Raw genomic sequence first — 21,223 nt, forward strand, 5'->3', positions numbered from 1 at the left:
GATTGGAGGAATTCATTTGAAAACAGTGGAAGAACTAGAAAATTTAATGACCGAACCATCTGACGCACTAGTAGAAGATATGCGAAAAATAGAAGGGAATATTTTGATATTAGGCATTGGAGGTAAAATGGGACCTACTTTAGCCATAATGGCAAAAAGAGCTATTGAGAAAGCAGGTTTAGATAAGAAAGTGATTGGGGTATCCCGCTTTTCAAATGGAACATTGAAAGAGGATTTAGAAAAAGCCGGAATTGAAACAATTTCCACAGATTTATTAGACGATGAACAATTGAAACTGCTTCCAAAAGAGAAAAATATCATTTATATGGCTGGGAATAAATTCGGTACAACTGGTAATGAACACTTCACCTGGGCAATGAATACGTACCTGCCTGGTAGAGTAGCTGAGCATTTTAAAGGCTCCAACATTGTTGCTTTCTCAACTGGGAATGTTTATCCATTGGTACCTTTGACTTTAGGTGGCTGTGATGAAAAGCATGAGGTAGCTCCAGTTGGTGAGTATGGTCAATCCTCACTTGGAAGAGAACGAGTGTTTACTTATTTCTCTCATAAAGATAGCACACCACTAACTGTTTTTAGGTTAAATTATGCGATCGATATGAGATATGGTGTATTACTCGAAATTGCTCGTTCTGTATATAATGAGGTTCCTTTAGATTTGTCCATGGGTCATGTAAATGTAATTTGGCAGGGAGACGCGAACGAATATGCAATTAGGTCGTTATTAATAGCTAGCTCACCTCCGACCATTCTAAATGTAACGGGTCCAGAAACATTACCAGTTCGATGGCTTGCAAATGAGTTTGGAAAATTGCTAGGGAAAACTCCAGTATTTGAAGGAGTAGAGAAGGAAAATGCATTATTAAATAATGCAAGTATTGCACATAAGCTATTTGGATATCCGCGTGTCTCCATACGAGAAATGATTGAATGGACAGCAGACTGGGTAGCAAATGATGGAGAAACGATTAATAAACCAACTCACTTTCAGGAACGGAAGGGGCAATTCTAAATGGCTCTATCACAAGAACTTCAGAAACACTTACATGAAGGTGCCTTTATTCCAGCTCATCCTTTATCACTAACAAGTGATAAACAATTGGATGAATATGCACAAAGAAGATTGACTAGATACTATATAGAGGCTGGGGTAGGTGGGATTGCAGTAGGGGTTCATACAACTCAATTTGAAATAAGAGACCCTAAGTTCAATCTGTATGAAACTGTTTTACGTTTGGCGATGGAGGAAGTTGAAAAAGCACAGTTGCAACGTCCGTTCCTCAAAATAGCAGGTGTCTGTGGAGGTACTGAACAGGCATTAGAAGAGACGAAAATAGCTAAAGCACTAGGCTATGATATAGTACTTTTAAGTAATGGTGGTTTACATGATTATTCGGAAAAGGAACTGATCGAAAGGACGAAAGTTGTTGCAGATGAATTACCAGTGTTTGGATTTTATTTGCAGCCAGCTGTTGGAGGAAGAATTTTTAGCTATAAATTCTGGGAGGAATTTGCTAGTATCCAAAACGTAGTAGGTATTAAAATGGCACCTTTTGATAGGTATTTAACATTGGATGTAATTAGAGCAGTTTGTGCCTCTCCAAGAAGAAATGAAATTGCACTCTACACTGGAAATGACGATAATATTGTTTTAGATTTATTTACAACATATGAATATGAAGTTGAAGGTCAAATGGAAAACAAAAGCATAATCGGTGGTCTTTTAGGTCATTGGTCGGTATGGACACACGAGGCTGTAAACCTTTTTGAACAAATAAAACAGGCTCAACTTCGCAACGAAGTAGATAAGCATTGGTTTTCCATTGCGCAAAATGTGACAGATGCAAACTCTGCATTCTTTGATTCTAAAAATGCCTTCAAGGGAAGTATTGCTGGGATTAATGAAGTGCTCAGAAGGCAGGGGCTTCTGCAGGGGAATTGGTGTTTAACTGATCATGAAGTTCTAAGTCCAGGTCAGGCAGAGGAAATCGATCGTGTTTATGCAACATATCCAAAGTTAAATGATGATGCATTTGTAAAGGCTTTTCTTCTTAATGATAAAGAACAATAAGTAGTAAGAAGGGACACATTAGCAATCATGTGTCTTTTCGTGCTGGAAAGGAAGATGGTATGAAATCTCATATAAAGGTAGGGGTAATTGGTCCGCTATGGATTTATGAAACACTTGTCCGCTGCTTTAACCTTTTTCCTACCATACAACCGATATTCCGTTTGTCTGATGAAATGGATAAAGCAAAAGAATTCACAGTGGAGCTTAAAGATAATGTGGATTGTTTGTTTTATTCGGGACGAATTCCATATTTGGTCGCTAAAGAAGAGGTGCCAATAAAAGGGGCAGGACTATACCAGGCGATATATAAAATGAAAAATAAAATGAATTTCACTCAAGTAAGCTTTGATGGAATTCAAAATGCTTACATTGAAATTGTAAAAAAAAATTTAGAAGAATCGTTTAGTTACGACAACTACAATGATTTAGTATCACTTGAAAATGTGGAAGATATAGTAAATTTCCATCTGGTGAACGTGGCAAAATCATCTAATACCGTTGTGATTACAAGCTTAAAATTAGTAAGTGAATTATTGACAAATTATAATATTGTGAATGAATGGCTGAAGCCTTCAGAAGAAGATATTATTGTGGCTATAGAACGGATGCTATTAGGAACTAACCAACGAAAGCAAAAAGAAATGCAAATTATAATTGGCAGAGTCTTTATAGAAAACACAACTACGATAGCTCCTGATTTTATGACAGAGCAGCAAATTCAAAAAAGAAATCACACTACATATCGAATGCTACTCCATTTTGCAGAGCAAATGAGCGGTTATTTGACGGCATTAAGTAGCACAGAATACTTGTTTGTCACAAATCGTGGGATATTTGAAAGAGTTACAGAAGGCTATAAAGTATTGCCGATTGTAGATGAATTAAAGAAAAAATTAGGTGTAACCTTATCTATTGGGATAGGCTTCGGATTTTCCGCATTAGAAGCAGGCTCTCATGCGAGAGTAGCACTTATTCAAGCGCAAGAAAATGGAGGGGATAGCTGCTATATCGTAAATGAGGATAGAAGTGTATTTGGACCAATTGATTTAACAGCCCCAATGAAATACCCACTTGCGGTGACAGATCGACTATTAATACAACAATCAGAGGCAGTTGGTATGAATGCAGCGAACATAGAAAAGACGATGGCCCTAATTCGAAGAAAAAAGAAAAATGAATTTACTGCCCATGAGCTTGCTTCGTTTTTAGGAATTACACCAAGGAGTGCGCACAGAATTGTTCAATCTTGGTTAGATGCTACTTTAATCGAGGTAATTGGGACAGAGAAAATATCGAGAAGAGGTAGACCACGGCAAGTTTTCACTCTACTAAATAGTGAGGAGAATAGTATATGAATATAGGTTTAATAGGTTTGGACACATCACACTGTGAAATTTTCACGAGATTATTAAACGATTCTGGGGCTCCGCATCATGTTACAGGGGCTAAAATAACCCATGCTATCCCAACGTATTCAGAGGATTTACCCATTAGCCGTGAGCGTTTCCGAAATTATTATGAAATAGTCACAAAGAAATATGGAGTTATACCAGTAGAAGACATCGAAGAGTTTATGGCTGCTGTCGATGCAGTAATCATTGGGACAGTTGATGGAAGAAACCATTTAGATTGGTTTAAGAAAATAGTGAGCTATAGTAAACCAATTTTCATCGATAAACCAGTTGTCATGAGTAGCGCGGAAATGCAAGAATTGATCAATCTCAGTAAAGTGAATAACACACCTGTCATGAGCTCATCCTCCTTAAGATTTTCAGAATCAGTTGCAGCCGTATCCAATAACACAGATATACAAAGTGGCTACTTTTTCGGGCCGACCCCTCACCAAGAGCAAATGCCAGGATACTTTTGGTACGGAATTCACTTACTTGAAATGGTCGTCACCATTTTTGGTACAGAAGTTGAAAAAATGAAAATAGAGACATATAAGGATTGTGAACAAATTCATCTAACATTCGCTAATGGAAAACATGCAATCCTTCGAGGAGAAAATGAGTGGCATAATCGTTTTGGAGCAATCCTACATTCCAAGGAAAGTATTCATTCCCTACGCTTATGGGAAGAAGAAAAGCCTTATTACGCTGGGTTGATCGAGCAAGTCGTGCATTTCTTTGAAACTGGAGTATCCCCCGTAGCGATTGAAGAGACGGAGCGAATTGTTGGATTGATTGAGAAGATAAATCTATTAAGTAATGAATAGTGAGTCGTTAGAGGTGATTCAATCACTTCTAACGGTCTTTCTTTTTTGCCTTAGAAGTTATTAAAAATTTTTGAAATAACCCACCATGTAACTTTGATTAACCACCACATAAACGGTTCCAACCACCACTTAAATTACTCTAACTACCACATAAATTAGATTAACCACCACATAAATTTCTCTAACTTACACATAACTTCTGCCAACCACCACATAAACTCCCAACTATAACCTCGGAATTTCTTATTCTGAAATCTATTAAAATTTTCTGAAACTAAAGTAGTATTAAAGGTTACTAATCAACTCAAATTGAAAGTATAAACTACTAAAATGATTTGTAAGAACGGTTCAAAAGATACGATTTTTTTTATTAAACTAATACTATTTATCAATCTTTCGGAATAATCCGAAATTTCGATATTCGTACTAGTTTACTTGTGATAAGTTGGTAATGTCACACAATATTGGTAAGTGTGAAATTATAGCCAAAGGGGAAATGAGATTTGAAAAAGTTTAAGTTTACAAAGTTCTTTAGTAGTATTCTAGCTGTGATTATGGTGCTTTCTTTATTGGTTCCATTCTCCAGTGTTAGTGCTGAAGAAACGAAGCCATTCAAACAGAATGGTCAAAGTGAAAGTACGATTCAACTGAAGGCGGCTATTGCGGAACAATTGAGCTTGTCTAAAGATGGTCCAACCCTTCACGAAAGTTTACAAAATGTATCAGGCAATCAAGATGTTGCAGTAATCATTCATTTATCCGAAAAGCCTGTAGCACTTGAACAAGGGATTAGCCAAGTTAAAGGCAAGAAATTCTCTAATGCTCGAGCAAATCAAGTTCGTGCGAATGTAAAAGCACAACAAACAAAAGTAAAAAAAGAGCTAACTGCTAAACAGGTTCAAATAAAGCAAGGATATACGTTTGATACTGTATTAAACGGATTTGCAGCAACGGTTAAAGCGAGTGACATTCCGAAATTACTAACGGTTGATGGAATTACATTAATCGAACCGGATGCAACTGTTTATGCATCAGAAGAAAATACGACTAAATCATCAGAACTTATAAAAGATGAAACAATAGAGGCACAAATGAATACAAGTATTTCATTCCTAGGAATTGAACAACTTTGGGACGAAGGAATAGAAGGACAAGGGGTTAAAGTAGCTGTACTTGATACAGGTATTGATGCTGATCATCCAGAGTTCGCTGGAATTTTTAAAGGTGGGAAGAACTTCATTCCAAACTCATCTACGTATACAAAAACACGAGCAGATGATGATGCTTCGGAAACGTTACCTTCAGAACGTCCTGCGGGAACACCTGAATTTAATGCAAATGGAAGTTCTTTCTATACTTCACATGGTACGCACGTTGCGGGTACGATTGCAGCAATTGGTGCGAATGAATACGGTATTAAAGGGATTGCACCTAAAGTAGATTTATATGCTTACCGTGTACTTGGAGCATACGGAAGTGGAGCAACTTCGGGTATTGTCAAAGCAATTGAAACAGCAGTATTAGAAGAAATGGATGTTATCAATCTATCACTAGGTGGTGGAGCAAACTCCGAAACAGATGCAGGATCATTTGCGATTAATAATGCAATGATTGCTGGGACAATCGGGGTAATTGCTACTGGTAACTCAGGTCCAAACCGTGGAACTATGGGAACTCCGGCTACTGCACGTTTAGGGATTGCGGTTGGTAACACAACAAATCCGGAAACAATGCACAACGGACAAGTAAATATTACAGTTGGAGACTACAACTTAACTAAACAGTTGCAATTAATGGGTACAACTTTTGGAAAAGATTTAGCAACACAGCTTCAAGGTGAGTTCGACCTAGTTGCTATCCCTGGGAACGGAGAAGTAAAAGATTTTGAAGGAATTAATGTAGAAGGAAAAGTGGCATTGATTTCTCGTGGTAGTATCGCTTTTGTCGATAAAATTGCGAACGCAAAAGCAAATGGAGCTGTAGCAACAATTATTCATAACTTTGCAGGTGGTACTGGTGCACCGAACGCATCGGGTACATTCCTTGGTGATTCATTTGCTTTCCTACCAACGTTTGATATGTCTCAAACAGATGGCGAGGCAATACGTGCTACATTGGCAGGGGGAACAGGAAAAGTGAGCTTCGGTAACTTTTCTTCTACGAGTACACTTGGAGATGAAGTAAATGATTCTAGTTCACGTGGACCTTCTACACCACACTTTGATATTAAACCAGATGTAAGCGCACCTGGAACAAATATTATGTCCACAATTCCTAAGTACAAAACAGATTTTCCAGAAGCAGTTTACGATGAAGCATATGATCGCAAAACAGGAACTTCGATGGCTACACCACATATCGCAGGTATTGTAGCACTTGTGAAACAAGCTAATCCTTCTTGGAATGCTTTTGATGTGAAAGTAGCTATTTCCAACACAGCTAAAATCCTAAATACAGCGAAGTATGATGTATTCTCACAAGGTGCAGGACGTGTAAATGCATATGCAGCAGCACATCCAGAAATTCTTGCGTATGCATTAGATAGCGCCGTGTTAGACGGTACTGGAGCAGTAGTGGATAACATAAAAGGGACAGTTACTTTCGGTCCTCAATCATTAGAAGAAAATATTTCCGTAACAAAACAAGTTAAAGTTAAAGATATTAAAGGTAATGGTGGCGAATATAATGTCACAGTTGATGTCACAAAAACATTCGGTGATGCACAAGTGACGGTTGACCAGCCTACATTCAATCTAGCTGGTGAGCAAGTTTTAAACTTAACATTAACAGCTTCAGCAACTACTACAAAGCCTGGTGATGAGATTCTAGGATTTATCCATGTTCAAGGTGGAGAAACGGATATTTCATTGCCATTTGCAGCAGATTTTGGTGGAGCAGAAGCAACACAACTGAAAGACTTCAAGATCACAGAAACAGATTTATCATTTAATGGTGACGGAGTTCAAGATTCTGCAGTCCTTTCATTTAAATTAACTGGTGATGTAACAACTAACTATATCGAGCTTTGGGATATTATGAATCCTGAAGGCGGGGAATATGGAGATGGCTATATTGGTTATTTACACGCAGGTTCAGCACTAGGAGCAGGATCTTATAACCTGAACATTGCAGGACAATATAAGCCATGGAGCAGTGATCCAGCAACAACTATTCCAGATGGTCTATACACAATTGACTTCACCGGTCTTGCAGCTTCAGGAGTAGTTTCAGACTACGTAGGACCAATTGTCGTGAAGACAACTAGCCCAGAAATTACTGGAGCAGTAGCTGAAGGTGTTGCGACTGGTCAAGTATCAGACAAATATATCGAATATAATGAAGAATTATATTTGTATGGATTAGACTATAATTTAAATGAAAAATTAAAAGCTTCATATATTGCTACTGTTAATGGTGAAGCAACTGCACCAGTAGCATTTGATTTGAACCAAGACGGAAGCTTTACATTCCCAGTAGCGGCTGAAACAGATTCGGTAACGGTCGTTATTAATGATGCTGCAGGAAATGTTGGCGAAGCATTAATTTACGAAAAAGAAATGGTAGAGCCGGTTCTATCACTTTCTGTAAATCCCACTGAGCTAGACTTAACAGCTGGCGAGACGTCTCAACTTACTGTTATAGAGACATCTACACCTATAGAAGGTGATGCAACAAATGAGGACGTAACTTCAGACGCTACGTATGTCGTCGCTGATGAAAGTATCGCAACAGTGTCAAATGGGTTAGTAACTGCGGTTCGAGAAGGCACGACTACAATTACTGTTTCATATGGTGAAAATGAGGTAACTGTTAATGTTACAGTTAAAGCGCCTATAGTTACAGAACCAGTAATAACTCTAACTATCGACCAAGCTCAGGTTGAAACAAGACCTGGTAAAGAAGTAAAAGTAACAATTAAAGAAGTAACAACAGTTGATGGCAAGTCAACAGAAAAAGACGTAACAAAACTCGCAGACTACAAAGTTGAAAAAAATAACGTAGCCTCTGTAAAAGCAGGCGCAGTAAAAGGAAAAGGCCAAGGGGAAACTACAGTTACTGTAACGTATGGTGAGCATACGCTGATGTTTGACGTGACGGTTGTGAATCCAGGTAAAGGGAATAATAAGTAATAAAAACTTAACCGTTCTAATCGATAGAAATATCGAATGGAACGGTTTTTTCTATTCAAGAAACAATTAATCAGTAAAGTCTAACTGCCACATAACTCACTAACCTCCACATAACTCCCAACTATCACATAACTTAGATTAACCACCACATAAGCGGTTCTAACTACCACTTAAATTACTCTAACCTCCACATAAGCGGTTCTAACTACCACTTAAATTACTCTAACCTCCACATAACTCCCAACTATCACATAACTTAGATTAACCACCACATAAGCGGTTCTAACTACCACTTAAATTACTCTAACTTCCATATAAACTCCAAACTACCACATAACCCAGCCATACCCAATGATTTATCTTATTCTTCTATGATCTTTTTGTATTTAAGAAGGGTATTCATTTTTTGTTCTAAATTATATTTAGTCATAAAAAACTACACCCCTGTTGTTACAATTGGGGTGTAATTCAAAAATCTAAGCTGGCTAATTTTATATCATTCTTTAAAATGCCCTTTTACAAATTTAAGTGATTCTGCTAGTTCCTGATCCAGTTTTTCTTCACTGGCGTTACTGCTTAAATCACGCCATACTTTAATATCTTGTCCAACCTGGCCACCCATTTTCACAAATGGCTCCATCACGACATAGTCTGAGTAGTTGATGTCTCGAAGTGCCTGTCCAATACCAGTCCAGTCTAGTGAACCTTTGCCAGGAACTTTCCGGTTGCCTTCTCCGATATGCAGATGTCCAAGATAATTGCCTGCAAGGCGGATGGCGTCTGGGATTGAATCTTCTTCGATATTCATATGGAATGTATCAAGCATGACTTTGACATTAGGTTTGCCTACTTCTTTTACATAGTCAATAGCTTCTAGGGTATCGTTTAATAAAAATTGTTCAAAACGGTTTAATGTTTCTGCTAGCAGTGTAATGTTCAGTGGTGCCGCATACTCTGCTAGTTCTCTTAGACTTTCAATAGAATTTTTGCGGACCTCTGATTTATTGATCGGTTTGGAATAATCGGCTGGCCAGTAGGAATAAATAGTCCCCCCAATCCGATCAATTCCAGCTTTATGACATTGATCGAGCACTTGTTTCATAAAGGAAATTCCATTTTTTCTTATTAGTGGGTCTTCCGAACTTACATCAAAATCCTTAGGAATACCAATTCCCGCGGTCAGTCGGATATTAGCAGCTTTTGCTATATCTTTTAGACGAGTTAATTGATCATCACTTAAGTGAATTAATCCAAGAGCAGCCACTTCTAGTATATCAAATCCTAGTTGCTTTACTTTTTCGATATAAGGTTCAAAATCTGTCTCCCATTCATTCTCCCAATATGCAAAATATATTCCGTATTTCATTTTCCATTTCCCCCTTCAAAAAATTCTAATGTTATTAGATAATGACATTGCGATATTACGACTTGATGATATAATCATAAATAAGTCTTTAACTTTTAGTCAAGTCTGAATATTATAATATATGAAAGCATTTACAATCGAAGCGGAGTGAACTCAATAATGACAAAATTGGATAAATCTGTACCTATCCCTCTATATTTTCAGTTAAAAGAATTAATTCTTCAACAAATTAAAGAGGGGTCTTATAAAGTAGGAGATGCTATTCCTACTGAAAAAGAGCTTAGTGAAATTTATGACATTAGCCGCACTACAGTTAGACAAGCCATCACTGAACTTGTTCAGGAAGGTTGGCTATACCGAGTAAAAAGTAAAGGTACTTTTGTAAGGGCTCCCAAAATTGAACAAAGTTTTATTCAGGCACTTGGATCATTCAATGACCAGATACTTGAACTTGGTATGACACCTAGTACGGAAGTGCTCGATTTTAAAGTAATAGAAGTTCCTGATGAAGTAGCAGTGCATCTAAAACTAGCTGAAGGGGAAAAAGTCATTTATATTCATCGCAGACGTTTTGCAGACAGTGAGCCTATCGTGATGGTGGAGACGTATTTACCTTATGACAAATGCGAGTTTGTGTTAGATCGTGACTTGGTTAAGGAATCTCTATATCCCATATTGAGCGAGAAAAACGAAACCCAAATTTGTAAAATCCGTCGTTTCATTGAAGCAGTGGAGGCTACGCAATACGATATAAAAAATTTAAATATGACAAAAGGTAAAGCTATCCAACAATTTATTTCTATTGGTTTTAATCATAAAGATGAGCCAATTGAATATTCGTTAGCACGTTATAGAGGAGATAAAAATAGATTTGAAATTGTCATTACTGCCACAAAATAAGGGGGACATAAGATGGCTACATATATTTTAGCTCATGATCTAGGGACTTCAGGTAACAAAGCCACGATATTCAGCGTGGAAGGGAAGATGTTAGGCAGCAGTATTTCACCGTATTCTACACATTACTTCAATGAAAAATGGGTGGAGCAGAATCCGAATGACTGGTGGAATGCCGTATGTGATTCAACGAAGAAATTGATTAATGATACTGGGATTGATCCCGCTGAAATAGCTGTTGTTAGTTTCAGTGGGCAAATGATGGGGTGTTTGGTTGTTGATGAGCAAGGGACTCCTCTTCGCCCATCTATTATTTGGGCGGATCAACGTGCAACTGTCCAGTCGAAAGAACTGGAGAAGCAGTTAACGCAGCAAGAATTTTACCACATTGTAGGCCACCGCAATACACCATCATACGGTATTCAGAAATTGATGTGGCTCCGTGATAACGAACCTAACATTTATGAAAAAACGTACAAAGTATTAAATGCGAAAGACTATATTGTCCTGAAATTGACAGGTCAGTTCGTCACAGATTACTCGGATGGTAATGGAATGGGTTGCTTTGACATTGAGAAATTGGAATGGTCGGATCGAATTATTGACGCGAGTGGCATTGACAAAGACAAATTGCCAGAACTGAAACCCTCAACATATATGGCAGGCGGTGTGACTGAACAAGCAGCTGCAGCAACAGGTCTCGTTCTAGGAACTAAAGTTGTGATTGGAGCAGGTGATGGTGTAACAGCTAACATTGGTGCCGGTTCTGTTAGTGAAGGTAAGACATACTGCTCACTAGGCACTTCTGCATGGGTGACAACGACATCAAAGAAACCGATTTTTGATCCAGACATGAGAACCGTAACATGGGCGCATGCAATTCCTGGCTATTATGCTCCAAACGGCACAATGCAATATGCAGGTGGGTCGTTCAGTTGGATGAAGGAAACGATTGCTACATCGGAGCAGATTCAAGCGAAGGAAAGCGGTAAATCTGTCTATGATCTAATTAATGAGCAGATTGAAGCAACTGAACCAGGATCAAATGGTGTATTATTTTTACCTTACTTACTAGGCGAAAGGGCACCACGCTGGGATACGTCTTCTAAAGGCTCATATATAGGTATTAAATCAGATACTACACGTGGTGAATTGCAGAGAAGTGTGTTAGAAGGTGTTACGTACAATTTGGGAATCATCTACGATATCTTGAGTGAGCATATTGAAATCGATCGGTTAATGATTATTGGAGGCGGCGCTAAAAGTGAGGTGTGGCGTCAGATTATTGCAGATGTCTTCCAGGTTCCTGTAGAGGTGCCGAATTATCTAGATGAAGCGGGGTCTATGGGAGCAGCTATAATCGGAGGGGTGGGAGCAGGATTATATGACAACTTTGAAGTCATTGATCGCTTTATTCGTATTGAGAGCTTCCAGGAGAATAATCCAGAAATGCAAGTAGTGTATAAAAAAGCAAAAGAAAAATTCGATGATTTCTATGTTGCTCTCCACAGTGTTTATGAAAAACATCAAGTAGAAGGAGTGAAGTGAAATGCCATTAGTTACAGGTGATGTGATTTTACGACATGCAAAGAAAAACGGTTATGCAGTATGTGCATTTAATGTTGAAAATATGGAAATGGTGCAGGCGGTTATAGAAGCAGCTGAGGAAAAAAAATCTCCGGTTATTATTCAGACTTCTGCTAACACAGTGAAATATGCTTCTATGACTATGTTTTATGCAATGGTACGTGCCGCAGTGGAAAATAGTCCCGTGCCAGTAGCACTACATCTAGACCATGGAGACAGTCGCAATCTTGCTTTAAAAGCTATCCGAGCAGGCTATACTTCTGTAATGATTGACGCTTCTAAACAACCGTTTGAGGATAACATCCGCCACACAGCAGAAGTAGTTGAGATATGTAAACCAATTGGAGTGTCAGTTGAGTCAGAATTAGGTACGGTTGGCGGAAAGCCAGGAGATATTGAATATGGTGCTGATGGTTATACAAAGGTGGAGGAGGCAATTGAATTTGTCGAGCGCACTGGTGTTACTTCGTTGGCAGTAGCCATTGGTACCGTCCATGGAGTCTACAAAGGTGAGCCAAATTTGGATCTTGAATTACTGCAAACTCTGAACAGTAAAGTAAATGTACCACTTGTGTTACACGGTGCTTCGGGACTTTCCGAGCAGGATATAAGGCATTGTGTAGAGTTCGGTATAAGCAAAATAAACTATGCGACTGAGCTTCGCATTGCATTCTCAGATGCAGTAAAAGAGTACGTTACTTCACATGACAATATCATTGATCCTAAGTTATTTACAAAGCACGCACGTGAGACTGTTAAACAAGTAGTAATGGAAAAAATGCACTTATGCGGCAGTAGTGACCAAGTTAAACAAACGACATGGTGGAATTCACAGTGAAAAAGTATTTACTCGGTATCGATATTGGAACATCTTCCTGTAAAGTCGCTATTTTTGACGCTGAAGGGAACGTAGTTATTCAACATTCTACTGACTATCCACTTTATTATCCTGTGGAAGGTTGGGTCGAACAGGATTCAGATGAATGGTGGCAAGCAATTACCATTTCTATACGTTACTGCCTCGAGCATTCAGAGGTTAAATCAGATGAAATCGCTGGTATTGGTATTGCTGGACAAGGTTGGTCTGCCATTCCAGTGGATCGAGATGGAAATAGTCTGCGTAAGACTCCAATTTGGCTGGATATACGGGCTAGGGAAGTCATGAAAGAGTATGAATCACATGTGACTGAAGAAGAGATTTTTGAGTTGTCAGGTAATGCTTGGTCAGCATCTTATACAACTCCAAAACTTCTCTGGTACAAAAAATACGAGCCAGAATTGTATGAAAAGACCTATAAATTCCTTCAGAGCAACGGTTATATTGCTCTAAAACTGACTGGCGTTTTTTCATCAGATCGTTGTCAAAATTATGGTCTCCATTTCTATGATCCTGTTACATACACCTATAATGAACAAATGGCCGAAAAGTTTGGTCTTCCACTTGAAAAGTTTCCGCCAATCTATGAATGTCATGAAGTAATTGGAACTGTAACGGAACAAGCGGCTAAATTGACTGGTCTCTGTGTTGGCACTCCTGTTGTCGCAGGAGGTCTCGATGCAGCATGCGGCACACTTGGAGCTGGAGTAGTTAATGTAAATCAGACCCAACTTCAAGGAGGTCAGGCAGGTGGTGTCAGTATTTGTCTGGATGAACCTAAAACACATCTGCAACTTATTTTTTCACCGCATGTTATTCCGGAAAGATGGCTTCTGCAGGGAGGAACAGTGGGTGGAGGAGGTGCTCTTCGTTGGTTCAAGCAAGAGTTTGGAGAAAGTGAAAGTTTTAATGAATTGACACAGCTTGCGGAAAAGATAGATCCAGGGACAGATGGCATGCTATTTCTTCCCTACCTTTCAGGGGAACGTAGCCCTTTATGGAATCCAAAAGCGAAAGGACTTTTCTATGGGCTGAGCTTTGACAAAACTAAAGGACATTTGGTGCGTGCAGTACTAGAGGGTGTCGTGTTCTCGGTTTATCATAATCTACTTGTAGCAAAAGAAGCTGGTGTTCCAATTCAAGAACTTGATATTCATGCGATGGGTGGAGCAGCTAACAGTGAGCTTTGGATTCAGATATATGCCGATGTAACAGGATGTCAGATACGTGTACCTAGTTCCGATACGGCCACAACATTTGGAGCTGCTCTTCTTGCAGGAGTTGGTGTTGGCATGTATGACAGCTTTGAGGAGGTCGTCGAGCAAACTGTTACCATACGTAGGGAACATCAACCAAATATGGAAAATAAAGAAGTTTACAAGCAAGCGATGGATCTTTATCTCAAGCTATCAAGCGTTATGAATGAACAGATATACAACTAGGAGGTAAAAGAAATGAAAGCAGGTGTACTGAACGCAAGGGAAAAACTAATTTATGAGGACGTGGAAACACCAGTACCCGGTTTGGGTGATGTCCTTATCAAAGTAAAATACACTGGGATTTGTGGTTCAGATATTCCACGAGTCAATGGTGATGCGGCCCACTCATACCCGATTATTCTTGGACATGAGTTTTCAGGGGAAGTGGTTGAAGTCGGCAAAAATGTGAAATCATTGGCAGTTGGTGATCGTGTTGCTGGTGCCCCGTTATTGCCATGTATGGTTTGCGAATACTGCAGTAATGGTGATTATGCTCTTTGTGAAGCCTATAGCTTCATAGGTTCAAGACGATCAGGCAGTTTTGCAGAATATGTAGTGGTCCCTGAAAAGAATGCCATTCGCTTCGATTCTTCTATTTCCTTTGAACAAGGGGCTTTTTTTGAACCGATTACGGTTGCGCTACACGGCATCCGCCGACTAGATTTTCAATCAGGAAGATCGGTTGCAATACTTGGCATCGGGAACATAGGATTTTTTACACTACAGTGGCTGAAAATATTAGGTGCAGGACATGTGACAGTATTTGATATTAGTGAAGAAAGACTTGAACTTGCTAAAAGATTTGGTGCAGACGAATGTATCAATTCTTCAGATCCATCTTTCCTGGAGCAATTAGATGGTCGACGTTACGACTATGTATTGGAAACTGCAGGGAACACGACAACGATTAAACTTACATTTGAATTAGTTAAAAAGAAAGGATCTGTCTGTCTGATTGGAACGCCGACAAAAGAGCTGGCATTCTCCGTCCATGAATGGGAACATCTTAATCGTAAAGAATTTTTCTTGACAGGTTCTTGGATGTCATATAGCCAGGATTTCCCTGGCGAAGAGTGGATTGAAACAGCGAAATATATTCGCTCTGGTGACATCAAAATAGATGAGTCGCTGCTTTTCAAAAAAATTCCACTAAGTGAAATTGCATCTGCATTTGAGATGTTTAAAACACCTGGAATGGTAAAAGGAAAAATACTAATCGATAGTGAAAAGTGAGGAGATATAACATGATTGTCACACTTACGCTGAATGTAGCGCTCGATCAATATTATCATGTTCCTGGCTTTATCAAAGGTGACGTTCACCGAGCGGTAAAGAACATTCCATCGGCTGGTGGTAAAGGGCTCAATGTGGCAAGGGTCATTCGTCAGCTCGGCTATCCAGTGCTGGCAGTCGGCCTCACTGGTGGTCATACAGGACAGAGAGTCGTTGAACTATTAGATCGAGATCAGATACCACATCGCTTTACGGATACGGGTGTGGAAACAAGAGAATGCATTAACATTGTGGATGAAAATAGTATATCGACTGAAGTGTTAGGAACAGGTGGTGAAATCAGTCCCGAAGTTATTAGTCGCTTCATCCAGGACTTTGAAGAAATTCTTGGAGAAGCATCACTTGTCACAATGTCTGGAAGTGTTATGAAAGGGATGCCAGTTGATATTTATGCTCAGCTTATTGGTATGTGTAGCAAGAGGAATATCCCTGTTGTACTTGACACTAGCGGAGAATATTTGGTGAAAGGCATAGAGGCCGCGCCATTCGTGATCAAACCCAACATTCATGAATTGGAGCAATTATTTGGTACAAAATTGGAATCAGAAGAACAGGTAATCACTTTTGGAAACAAATTATTAGAGAATGGAATCAAAAATGTGATTGTATCCCTTGGAGAGAAGGGGGCACTCTTCATCAGCAAAAAAGGCGTCCTTCGCGCTACTCCACCAAGGCTAGATATTATAAATACAGTTGGTTCAGGCGATTCAATGGTGGCGGCTATAGCATGTTCCATGCTGAATGGTCTTGAAGAGGAGCAGAAGCTTCAGTTAGCAATAGCGGTATCGGCAGCCAATACGCTTTCGGAAAAAACAGGCGATGTTTCAACTGAAATGGTTGAACAGATCCTTCAGCAAGTACAAGTAAAAAGAATAGAGAGGGGATGAGAAAATGGAAATACTTGAGAAATTATTTTCATTAAAAAATAAAACTGTTTTGATTACCGGAGGAGCGCGTGGAATCGGTAAAACAGTCGGGGAACATTTGGCGGCAGCGGGCGCAAATATAGTTATCTTCGATATTAACGGAGAGTCTGCTGAACAAACAGCAAAAGAAATTGCACAAAACTATGACTGTAAGACTTTCTCACTACAAGTAGATGTAACAGATTATGATGCAGTGAAAAAGGCTTTGGAAGACTCGGTTAAACAAATGGGTTCAATTGAACTTCTTTTCAATAATGCAGGTATTGTCATACAAAAACCTGTTATTGAAACTAGTCCAGAAGAGTGGCTAAAGGTCATTGATGTCAATTTAAATGGTGTCTTTTATGTGGCTCAATTATTCGGGAAATATCTTATCGAGAACGGTATTAAAGGTTCGATTGTCAATACTGCTTCCATGTCAGGCATCATTGTCAACTATCCACAGCTGCAAGCATCTTATAATACTTCAAAAGCAGGTGTCACTCAACTGACAAAGTCATTAGCTTATGAGTGGGCTGAACAAGGAATTCGTGTCAACTGTATTAGTCCTGGATATATCTTTACGGAACTTACTTCCTTTGTAAGAGAAGACTGGAGAAAACAGTGGGCTGAATTAACACCTATGAAACGACTTGGTAAGCCAGAGGAGCTTGTTGGTGCAGTAATTTATTTGTTATCTGACTCTGCATCTTTTGTGACAGGAAGCGAGTTCGTCATAGATGGAGGATTTACTATCATTTAATTGAAAATATCAACATTTTAAAAGATTAATATAAATAAAAAATACTGAATAATTAAATACATTGTTGAAAACGCTCTCAATTAGTTGTATAGTATAAGCATATTACAACATTGTATTGTAATGACATTACGATGCAACTATGTAATTAACAAATAATTTATAGGGGGAAACAGCATTGAAAGCAAATAAATTATTTCTCTTTACAACTCTAATTCTTATGATGTTAGTAGTTGCAGCATGTAGTTCTGATTCAAATGAAGCAAGTGGTAAATCTGGTGGTGGGGAAGGTCAGATTAAAGTCGGTTTTGCTATTAAGACACAGGATTCACCTTATTTTGTTTCACTTGTAGATGCAGTTAAAGAGTATGCGGAAGCTGAAGGATGGAAAGTAACAGTTCTAGATGCAAATGGGGACACAACAAAAGAAGCAGAGAATATGGAAACATTTATTGCTCAAGGAATGGACATGATTTTCCTAGATGCAATTGAACCAGATGCAGTAGTTCCAGTCATCAATAAAGCTGCTGAAGCAGGCATTGGTGTTATCAACCTGGACAGCGGTGTTAATGCAGACGCTGATGATATTACAACTGTTTATTCTGATAACAAGCAAAATGGACGTTTAGTTGGGCTTGCTTACGCGGAAAAAATGGGTGATGAAGAAATCGTATCAATCACTCTTAGTGGTGCAAAAGGAAATGTTGCAGGAGAAGAGCGTCGTACAGGATTATTCGCAGGTATCCTAGAAGGTAAATTAGGCGTTTCTGAAGACGAAGCTTGGAAACTAGCTGAAGAATTAGATTCTCAACTAGCATCATCGGGTAAAGCTTCCAATGCAGAAGCAAAATTCTCTGTAGTTGGACAAGGATGGGGTGCATGGACTCGTGAAGATGGGCTTGAAGCAGCAGAAGATTTGATCACTGCGAATCCAAACCTGACAACTGTACTTGGAGAAAATGATCAAATGTTATTAGGTGCAATGACTGCTCTTAAAAATGCAGGAATTGACAATGTAGACATTGTAGCAGCGGCTGATGGTGCATTAGAAGCATATGATCTTATCAAAGAAGGTAAATACTTTGCAACTGGAGAAAATAGCCCTTACAAAGTTGCAAAACTTGGAGTTAAAATAGCAAAAGAAATAATTGTTGATGGAAAAGATCCTGAAAGCTACGAAGAAATAACATTGACTGAACCAGCAGCAGTTACAAAAGATAATGTAGATGATTACTACGATTTTGGATTCTAATTAATCATAAGGTAATACAGATGATCTAAGAATCCTCCTCTTGTTTGTCGGGAGGATTCTTATTACATAAAAGGAATTTTTTCGGCTTTAGAACACTTGAGTGACGATTTGAAAGGGGGACTCATTGTGGCTTCAAATTATATTGTAGAAATGAACCATATTTCAAAACACTTTGGCGGCGTTAAGGCGTTAGAAGATGTGCATATGAAAGTCAAGAAAGGCGAAATTCATGCGCTAATTGGTGAGAATGGAGCCGGAAAATCGACATTAATGAAAATTTTAGCAGGAGCTTATGCAAAGGACGATGGGAACATCATTATCGATGGAAAAGAGGCTACGGTTTCAAGTCCCAAAGCAATGATTGATCTCGGCGTTTCTGTCATTTACCAAGAATTCATGTTAGCGCCAGATTTATCAGTGGCTGAAAATATATATATTGATAAGTTAAGCAGTGGCGGATTATTTATTAATTGGAAGAAACTTCGAAAGAATGCGAAACAGGAACTTGAAAAGATTGGTTTTGGTCATATCGACCCGAATCAAAAAGTGGGGGAACTGAGTGTCGCTTATCAGCAAATCGTAGAAATCTGTAAATGTCTTGCAAAAAATTCAAAAGTTCTTGTTTTTGACGAACCGACAGCAGTGCTAACCCATTCTGAAACTCAAAAGCTATTAGAACTAATTGTCAAACTAAAAGAATCGGGCGTAACAATTGTATATATTTCGCATCGTTTAGAAGAACTTTTCGCTATAAGCGATAAAATTACTGTATTAAAAGACGGTAAGTATGTAGGTACTGTTGATACAGATTCTATAACAAAAGATCAACTTGTCACCATGATGGTGGGCCGTGAAATTTCAACGCTTTTCCCTGAACGCCATGCAGTAATAAGTGAAGAAGTCCTCAGAGTAGAAAAACTTAATGTCGGAAATCATGTGAAAAATGCGTCATTCTCTGTCCGTGCTGGTGAAGTAGTAGGGTTCAGTGGGCTGGTAGGTTCCGGAAGAACAGAAATTATGAGAGCTATTTTTGGGGCTGACAAGAAAGAGTCAGGTTTAACCTATTATCTGGGCAAAGAAATAGATATCAAAAACCCGAAACAAGCCATCAAACTGGGTATTGGATTATTGCCTGAAGATCGGAAAAAACAAGGTTTACTGTTAAGTCAGTCTATCCGGATAAACACCACAATGGTTTCAAATCAAACAAATGGTTGGATTTCACATCGACAGGAAAAAGACAATGTCCTGGAATTATTAGCACGTATTTCAACAAAATATGGATCTACTGAAGATCCAGCCGATAGTCTGAGCGGAGGTAACCAGCAAAAAGTGGCGCTTGCCAAATGGCTTGCAATCGATACAAAGCTTATTATTCTTGATGAACCGACAAGAGGCGTGGATGTTGGAGCTAAAACTGAAATTTATAATATCATCAATGATCTCGCAGGAAAGGGAGTAGCTATAATTATTGTTTCTTCTGAGATGTCTGAGATTATTGGGATGTGTGACCGCGCATTTGTCATGCGTGAAGGTGAAATCATGGGGGAAGTCAAAAAGGATGAGCTCACAGAAAATAATTTAATCAAACTAGCAATGGGGGTTTAAAACTCATGTCATCTTCTGCAAAGAAATTCAATTGGAAAGAGTTTATTATTAACAACAATACATTTTTGATTCTTCTACTGCTGATTGTTATTAGTGCAATGCTATCAGACACTTTCTTAACACCAATGAATCTACGCAATATCCTTCTTCAACAAGCAGGTCCAATTTTAGTAGCAATTGGTCTTCTGTATGTTATTTTGGCTGGTGGTATTGATTTGTCCGTCGGTTCCTTAATGGCACTTGGAGCAACAGTTTCTGCTCTATTAATAACTGATATCGGATTGCACTTTTCAGTTTCCATTGGTATTGCAGTTATAGTAGGTCTGTTATTTGGGGTATTTTCAGGGTTCTTGGTTGCTTATACAGGCATTCAAGGATTCGTCGCTACTTTGGCAACGATGACGATTGCACGAGGTATCGCATTTGTTATTACTGAGGGTCGACCGGTACGTGTGGAAGCGAACACAATTGATATACTTGTTAGCAAAGATTTAATGTATCCAATTATTTTCATTACAATTCTTCTTATCATTATTTTCACAATCATCCAGCGCTACACAGGATTTGGTCGTAAAATTGTTGCAATCGGAAGTAATGAGACGGCTGTAAAACTAGCTGGTGTTCGTACGAAGCTATACGTGATGTCGACTTATGCGATTTCAGGTTCACTTGCAGCACTTGCTGGTGTATTCATAGCTGCTCGTTCTTCAACAGGAAGTGCGACTGTAGGAATGGGCCAGGAACTGGATGCTATTGCGGCAGTAGTAATTGGTGGTGCTAGCCTTATGGGTGGACGTGGTTTTGTTCTAAATACAGTGGCAGGTGCATTAATTCTCGGCTTAATAGGTAATATCATGAACCTTATGGCAGTTCCTTCTTATCCACAAGACATTATTAAAGGGGCTATTATTATCGCGGCAGTTCTACTCCAGATCGCGACGAGTAAAAAAGAACGTACAATTTAATCATCTCTATTAAA

At 38.9% G+C, this 21,223-nt stretch carries 16 protein-coding genes; 15 read left to right on the forward strand and 1 reads right to left on the reverse strand.

The window, feature by feature from the left end; genetic code table 11:
• Positions 1–16 precede the first annotated feature (16 nt).
• From KD050_RS15400 to KD050_RS15420, 5 genes are all read left to right on the forward strand, one after another.
• Complete coding sequence (locus tag KD050_RS15400; protein ID WP_211893217.1) at positions 17–1,033, forward strand: NAD-dependent epimerase/dehydratase family protein; 1,017 nt, start codon at positions 17–19, stop codon at positions 1,031–1,033.
• Entirely contained in the window at positions 1,034–2,092 is a 1,059-nt protein-coding gene (locus KD050_RS15405) for a dihydrodipicolinate synthase family protein (protein ID WP_211893218.1), read from the forward strand.
• 59 nt (positions 2,093–2,151) lie between these two features.
• Positions 2,152–3,447 carry a GGDEF domain-containing protein gene (locus KD050_RS15410; RefSeq protein WP_211893219.1) on the forward strand — a complete coding sequence of 432 codons (1,296 nt, stop codon included), beginning with the start codon at positions 2,152–2,154 and terminating at the stop codon, positions 3,445–3,447.
• A complete protein-coding gene (locus tag KD050_RS15415) occupies positions 3,444–4,310 on the forward strand; it encodes a Gfo/Idh/MocA family oxidoreductase (RefSeq protein WP_211893220.1) in 867 nt (288 codons plus the stop codon). The genes KD050_RS15410 and KD050_RS15415 overlap by 4 nt, the downstream gene beginning before the upstream one ends.
• A 503-nt stretch (positions 4,311–4,813) precedes the next feature.
• A complete protein-coding gene (locus tag KD050_RS15420) occupies positions 4,814–8,440 on the forward strand; it encodes a S8 family serine peptidase (RefSeq protein WP_211893221.1) in 3,627 nt (1,208 codons plus the stop codon).
• A gap of 496 nt (positions 8,441–8,936) precedes the next feature.
• On the opposite strand, the gene KD050_RS15425 is transcribed toward KD050_RS15420, so the two are convergent.
• The gene (locus KD050_RS15425; RefSeq protein WP_211893222.1) at positions 8,937–9,806 is read right to left on the reverse strand and encodes a D-psicose 3-epimerase; all 870 of its coding nucleotides are present in this window, start codon (positions 9,804–9,806) and stop codon (positions 8,937–8,939) included.
• Positions 9,807–9,965: 159 nt separating this feature from the next.
• Here KD050_RS15425 and KD050_RS15430 point away from each other — a divergent pair, with 159 nt between their 5' ends.
• The 10 genes from KD050_RS15430 to KD050_RS15475 all read left to right on the forward strand — a co-directional run bounded on the left by KD050_RS15430 (position 9,966) and on the right by KD050_RS15475 (position 21,209).
• Positions 9,966–10,706: a GntR family transcriptional regulator gene (locus KD050_RS15430; RefSeq protein ID WP_211893223.1), complete on the forward strand. Its 741-nt coding sequence runs from the start codon at positions 9,966–9,968 to the stop codon at positions 10,704–10,706.
• A gap of 12 nt (positions 10,707–10,718) precedes the next feature.
• Positions 10,719–12,251, forward strand: coding sequence for a xylulokinase (xylB, locus tag KD050_RS15435; RefSeq protein ID WP_211893224.1), 1,533 nt, complete (start codon positions 10,719–10,721; stop codon positions 12,249–12,251).
• A gap of 1 nt (position 12,252) precedes the next feature.
• Positions 12,253–13,128, forward strand: coding sequence for a class II fructose-bisphosphate aldolase (locus tag KD050_RS15440; RefSeq protein ID WP_211893225.1), 876 nt, complete (start codon positions 12,253–12,255; stop codon positions 13,126–13,128).
• Positions 13,125–14,609 (forward strand): xylulokinase, encoded by a 1,485-nt coding sequence (locus KD050_RS15445; protein WP_211893227.1) that lies wholly within the window; start codon positions 13,125–13,127, stop codon positions 14,607–14,609. Before KD050_RS15440 ends, KD050_RS15445 begins: the two co-directional genes overlap by 4 nt.
• A 12-nt stretch (positions 14,610–14,621) precedes the next feature.
• A complete protein-coding gene (locus KD050_RS15450; RefSeq protein WP_211893228.1) occupies positions 14,622–15,659 on the forward strand; it encodes a galactitol-1-phosphate 5-dehydrogenase in 1,038 nt (345 codons plus the stop codon).
• Between the two features lie 11 nt (positions 15,660–15,670).
• Positions 15,671–16,606 (forward strand): 1-phosphofructokinase, encoded by a 936-nt coding sequence (pfkB, locus tag KD050_RS15455; RefSeq protein WP_211893229.1) that lies wholly within the window; start codon positions 15,671–15,673, stop codon positions 16,604–16,606.
• Positions 16,607–16,610: 4 nt separating this feature from the next.
• Entirely contained in the window at positions 16,611–17,387 is a 777-nt protein-coding gene (locus KD050_RS15460; protein WP_211893230.1) for an SDR family oxidoreductase, read from the forward strand.
• A gap of 175 nt (positions 17,388–17,562) precedes the next feature.
• Positions 17,563–18,636, forward strand: coding sequence for a substrate-binding domain-containing protein (locus KD050_RS15465; RefSeq protein WP_235753831.1), 1,074 nt, complete (start codon positions 17,563–17,565; stop codon positions 18,634–18,636).
• Positions 18,637–18,762: 126 nt separating this feature from the next.
• Positions 18,763–20,244: a sugar ABC transporter ATP-binding protein gene (locus tag KD050_RS15470; protein ID WP_211893231.1), complete on the forward strand. Its 1,482-nt coding sequence runs from the start codon at positions 18,763–18,765 to the stop codon at positions 20,242–20,244.
• Between the two features lie 5 nt (positions 20,245–20,249).
• A complete protein-coding gene (locus KD050_RS15475) occupies positions 20,250–21,209 on the forward strand; it encodes an ABC transporter permease (RefSeq protein ID WP_211893232.1) in 960 nt (319 codons plus the stop codon).
• The last annotated feature ends 14 nt before the right edge of the window (positions 21,210–21,223 follow it).

Source organism: Psychrobacillus sp. INOP01 (assembly GCF_018140925.1).
In the GTDB taxonomy this organism is placed as follows: Bacteria; Bacillota; Bacilli; order Bacillales_A; family Planococcaceae; genus Psychrobacillus.

Coding starts and splice junctions, on each gene's coding strand:
- pfkB (WP_211893229.1), top strand. CDS start 15,671: ATGATTGTCACACTTACGCTGAATGTAGCGCTCGATCAATATTATCAT.
- KD050_RS15450 (WP_211893228.1), top strand. CDS start 14,622: ATGAAAGCAGGTGTACTGAACGCAAGGGAAAAACTAATTTATGAGGAC.
- KD050_RS15410 (WP_211893219.1), top strand. CDS start 2,152: ATGAAATCTCATATAAAGGTAGGGGTAATTGGTCCGCTATGGATTTAT.
- KD050_RS15430 (WP_211893223.1), top strand. CDS start 9,966: ATGACAAAATTGGATAAATCTGTACCTATCCCTCTATATTTTCAGTTA.
- KD050_RS15475 (WP_211893232.1), top strand. CDS start 20,250: ATGTCATCTTCTGCAAAGAAATTCAATTGGAAAGAGTTTATTATTAAC.
- KD050_RS15440 (WP_211893225.1), top strand. CDS start 12,253: ATGCCATTAGTTACAGGTGATGTGATTTTACGACATGCAAAGAAAAAC.
- KD050_RS15415 (WP_211893220.1), top strand. CDS start 3,444: ATGAATATAGGTTTAATAGGTTTGGACACATCACACTGTGAAATTTTC.
- KD050_RS15425 (WP_211893222.1), bottom strand. CDS start 9,806: ATGAAATACGGAATATATTTTGCATATTGGGAGAATGAATGGGAGACA.
- KD050_RS15460 (WP_211893230.1), top strand. CDS start 16,611: ATGGAAATACTTGAGAAATTATTTTCATTAAAAAATAAAACTGTTTTG.
- xylB (WP_211893224.1), top strand. CDS start 10,719: ATGGCTACATATATTTTAGCTCATGATCTAGGGACTTCAGGTAACAAA.
- KD050_RS15405 (WP_211893218.1), top strand. CDS start 1,034: ATGGCTCTATCACAAGAACTTCAGAAACACTTACATGAAGGTGCCTTT.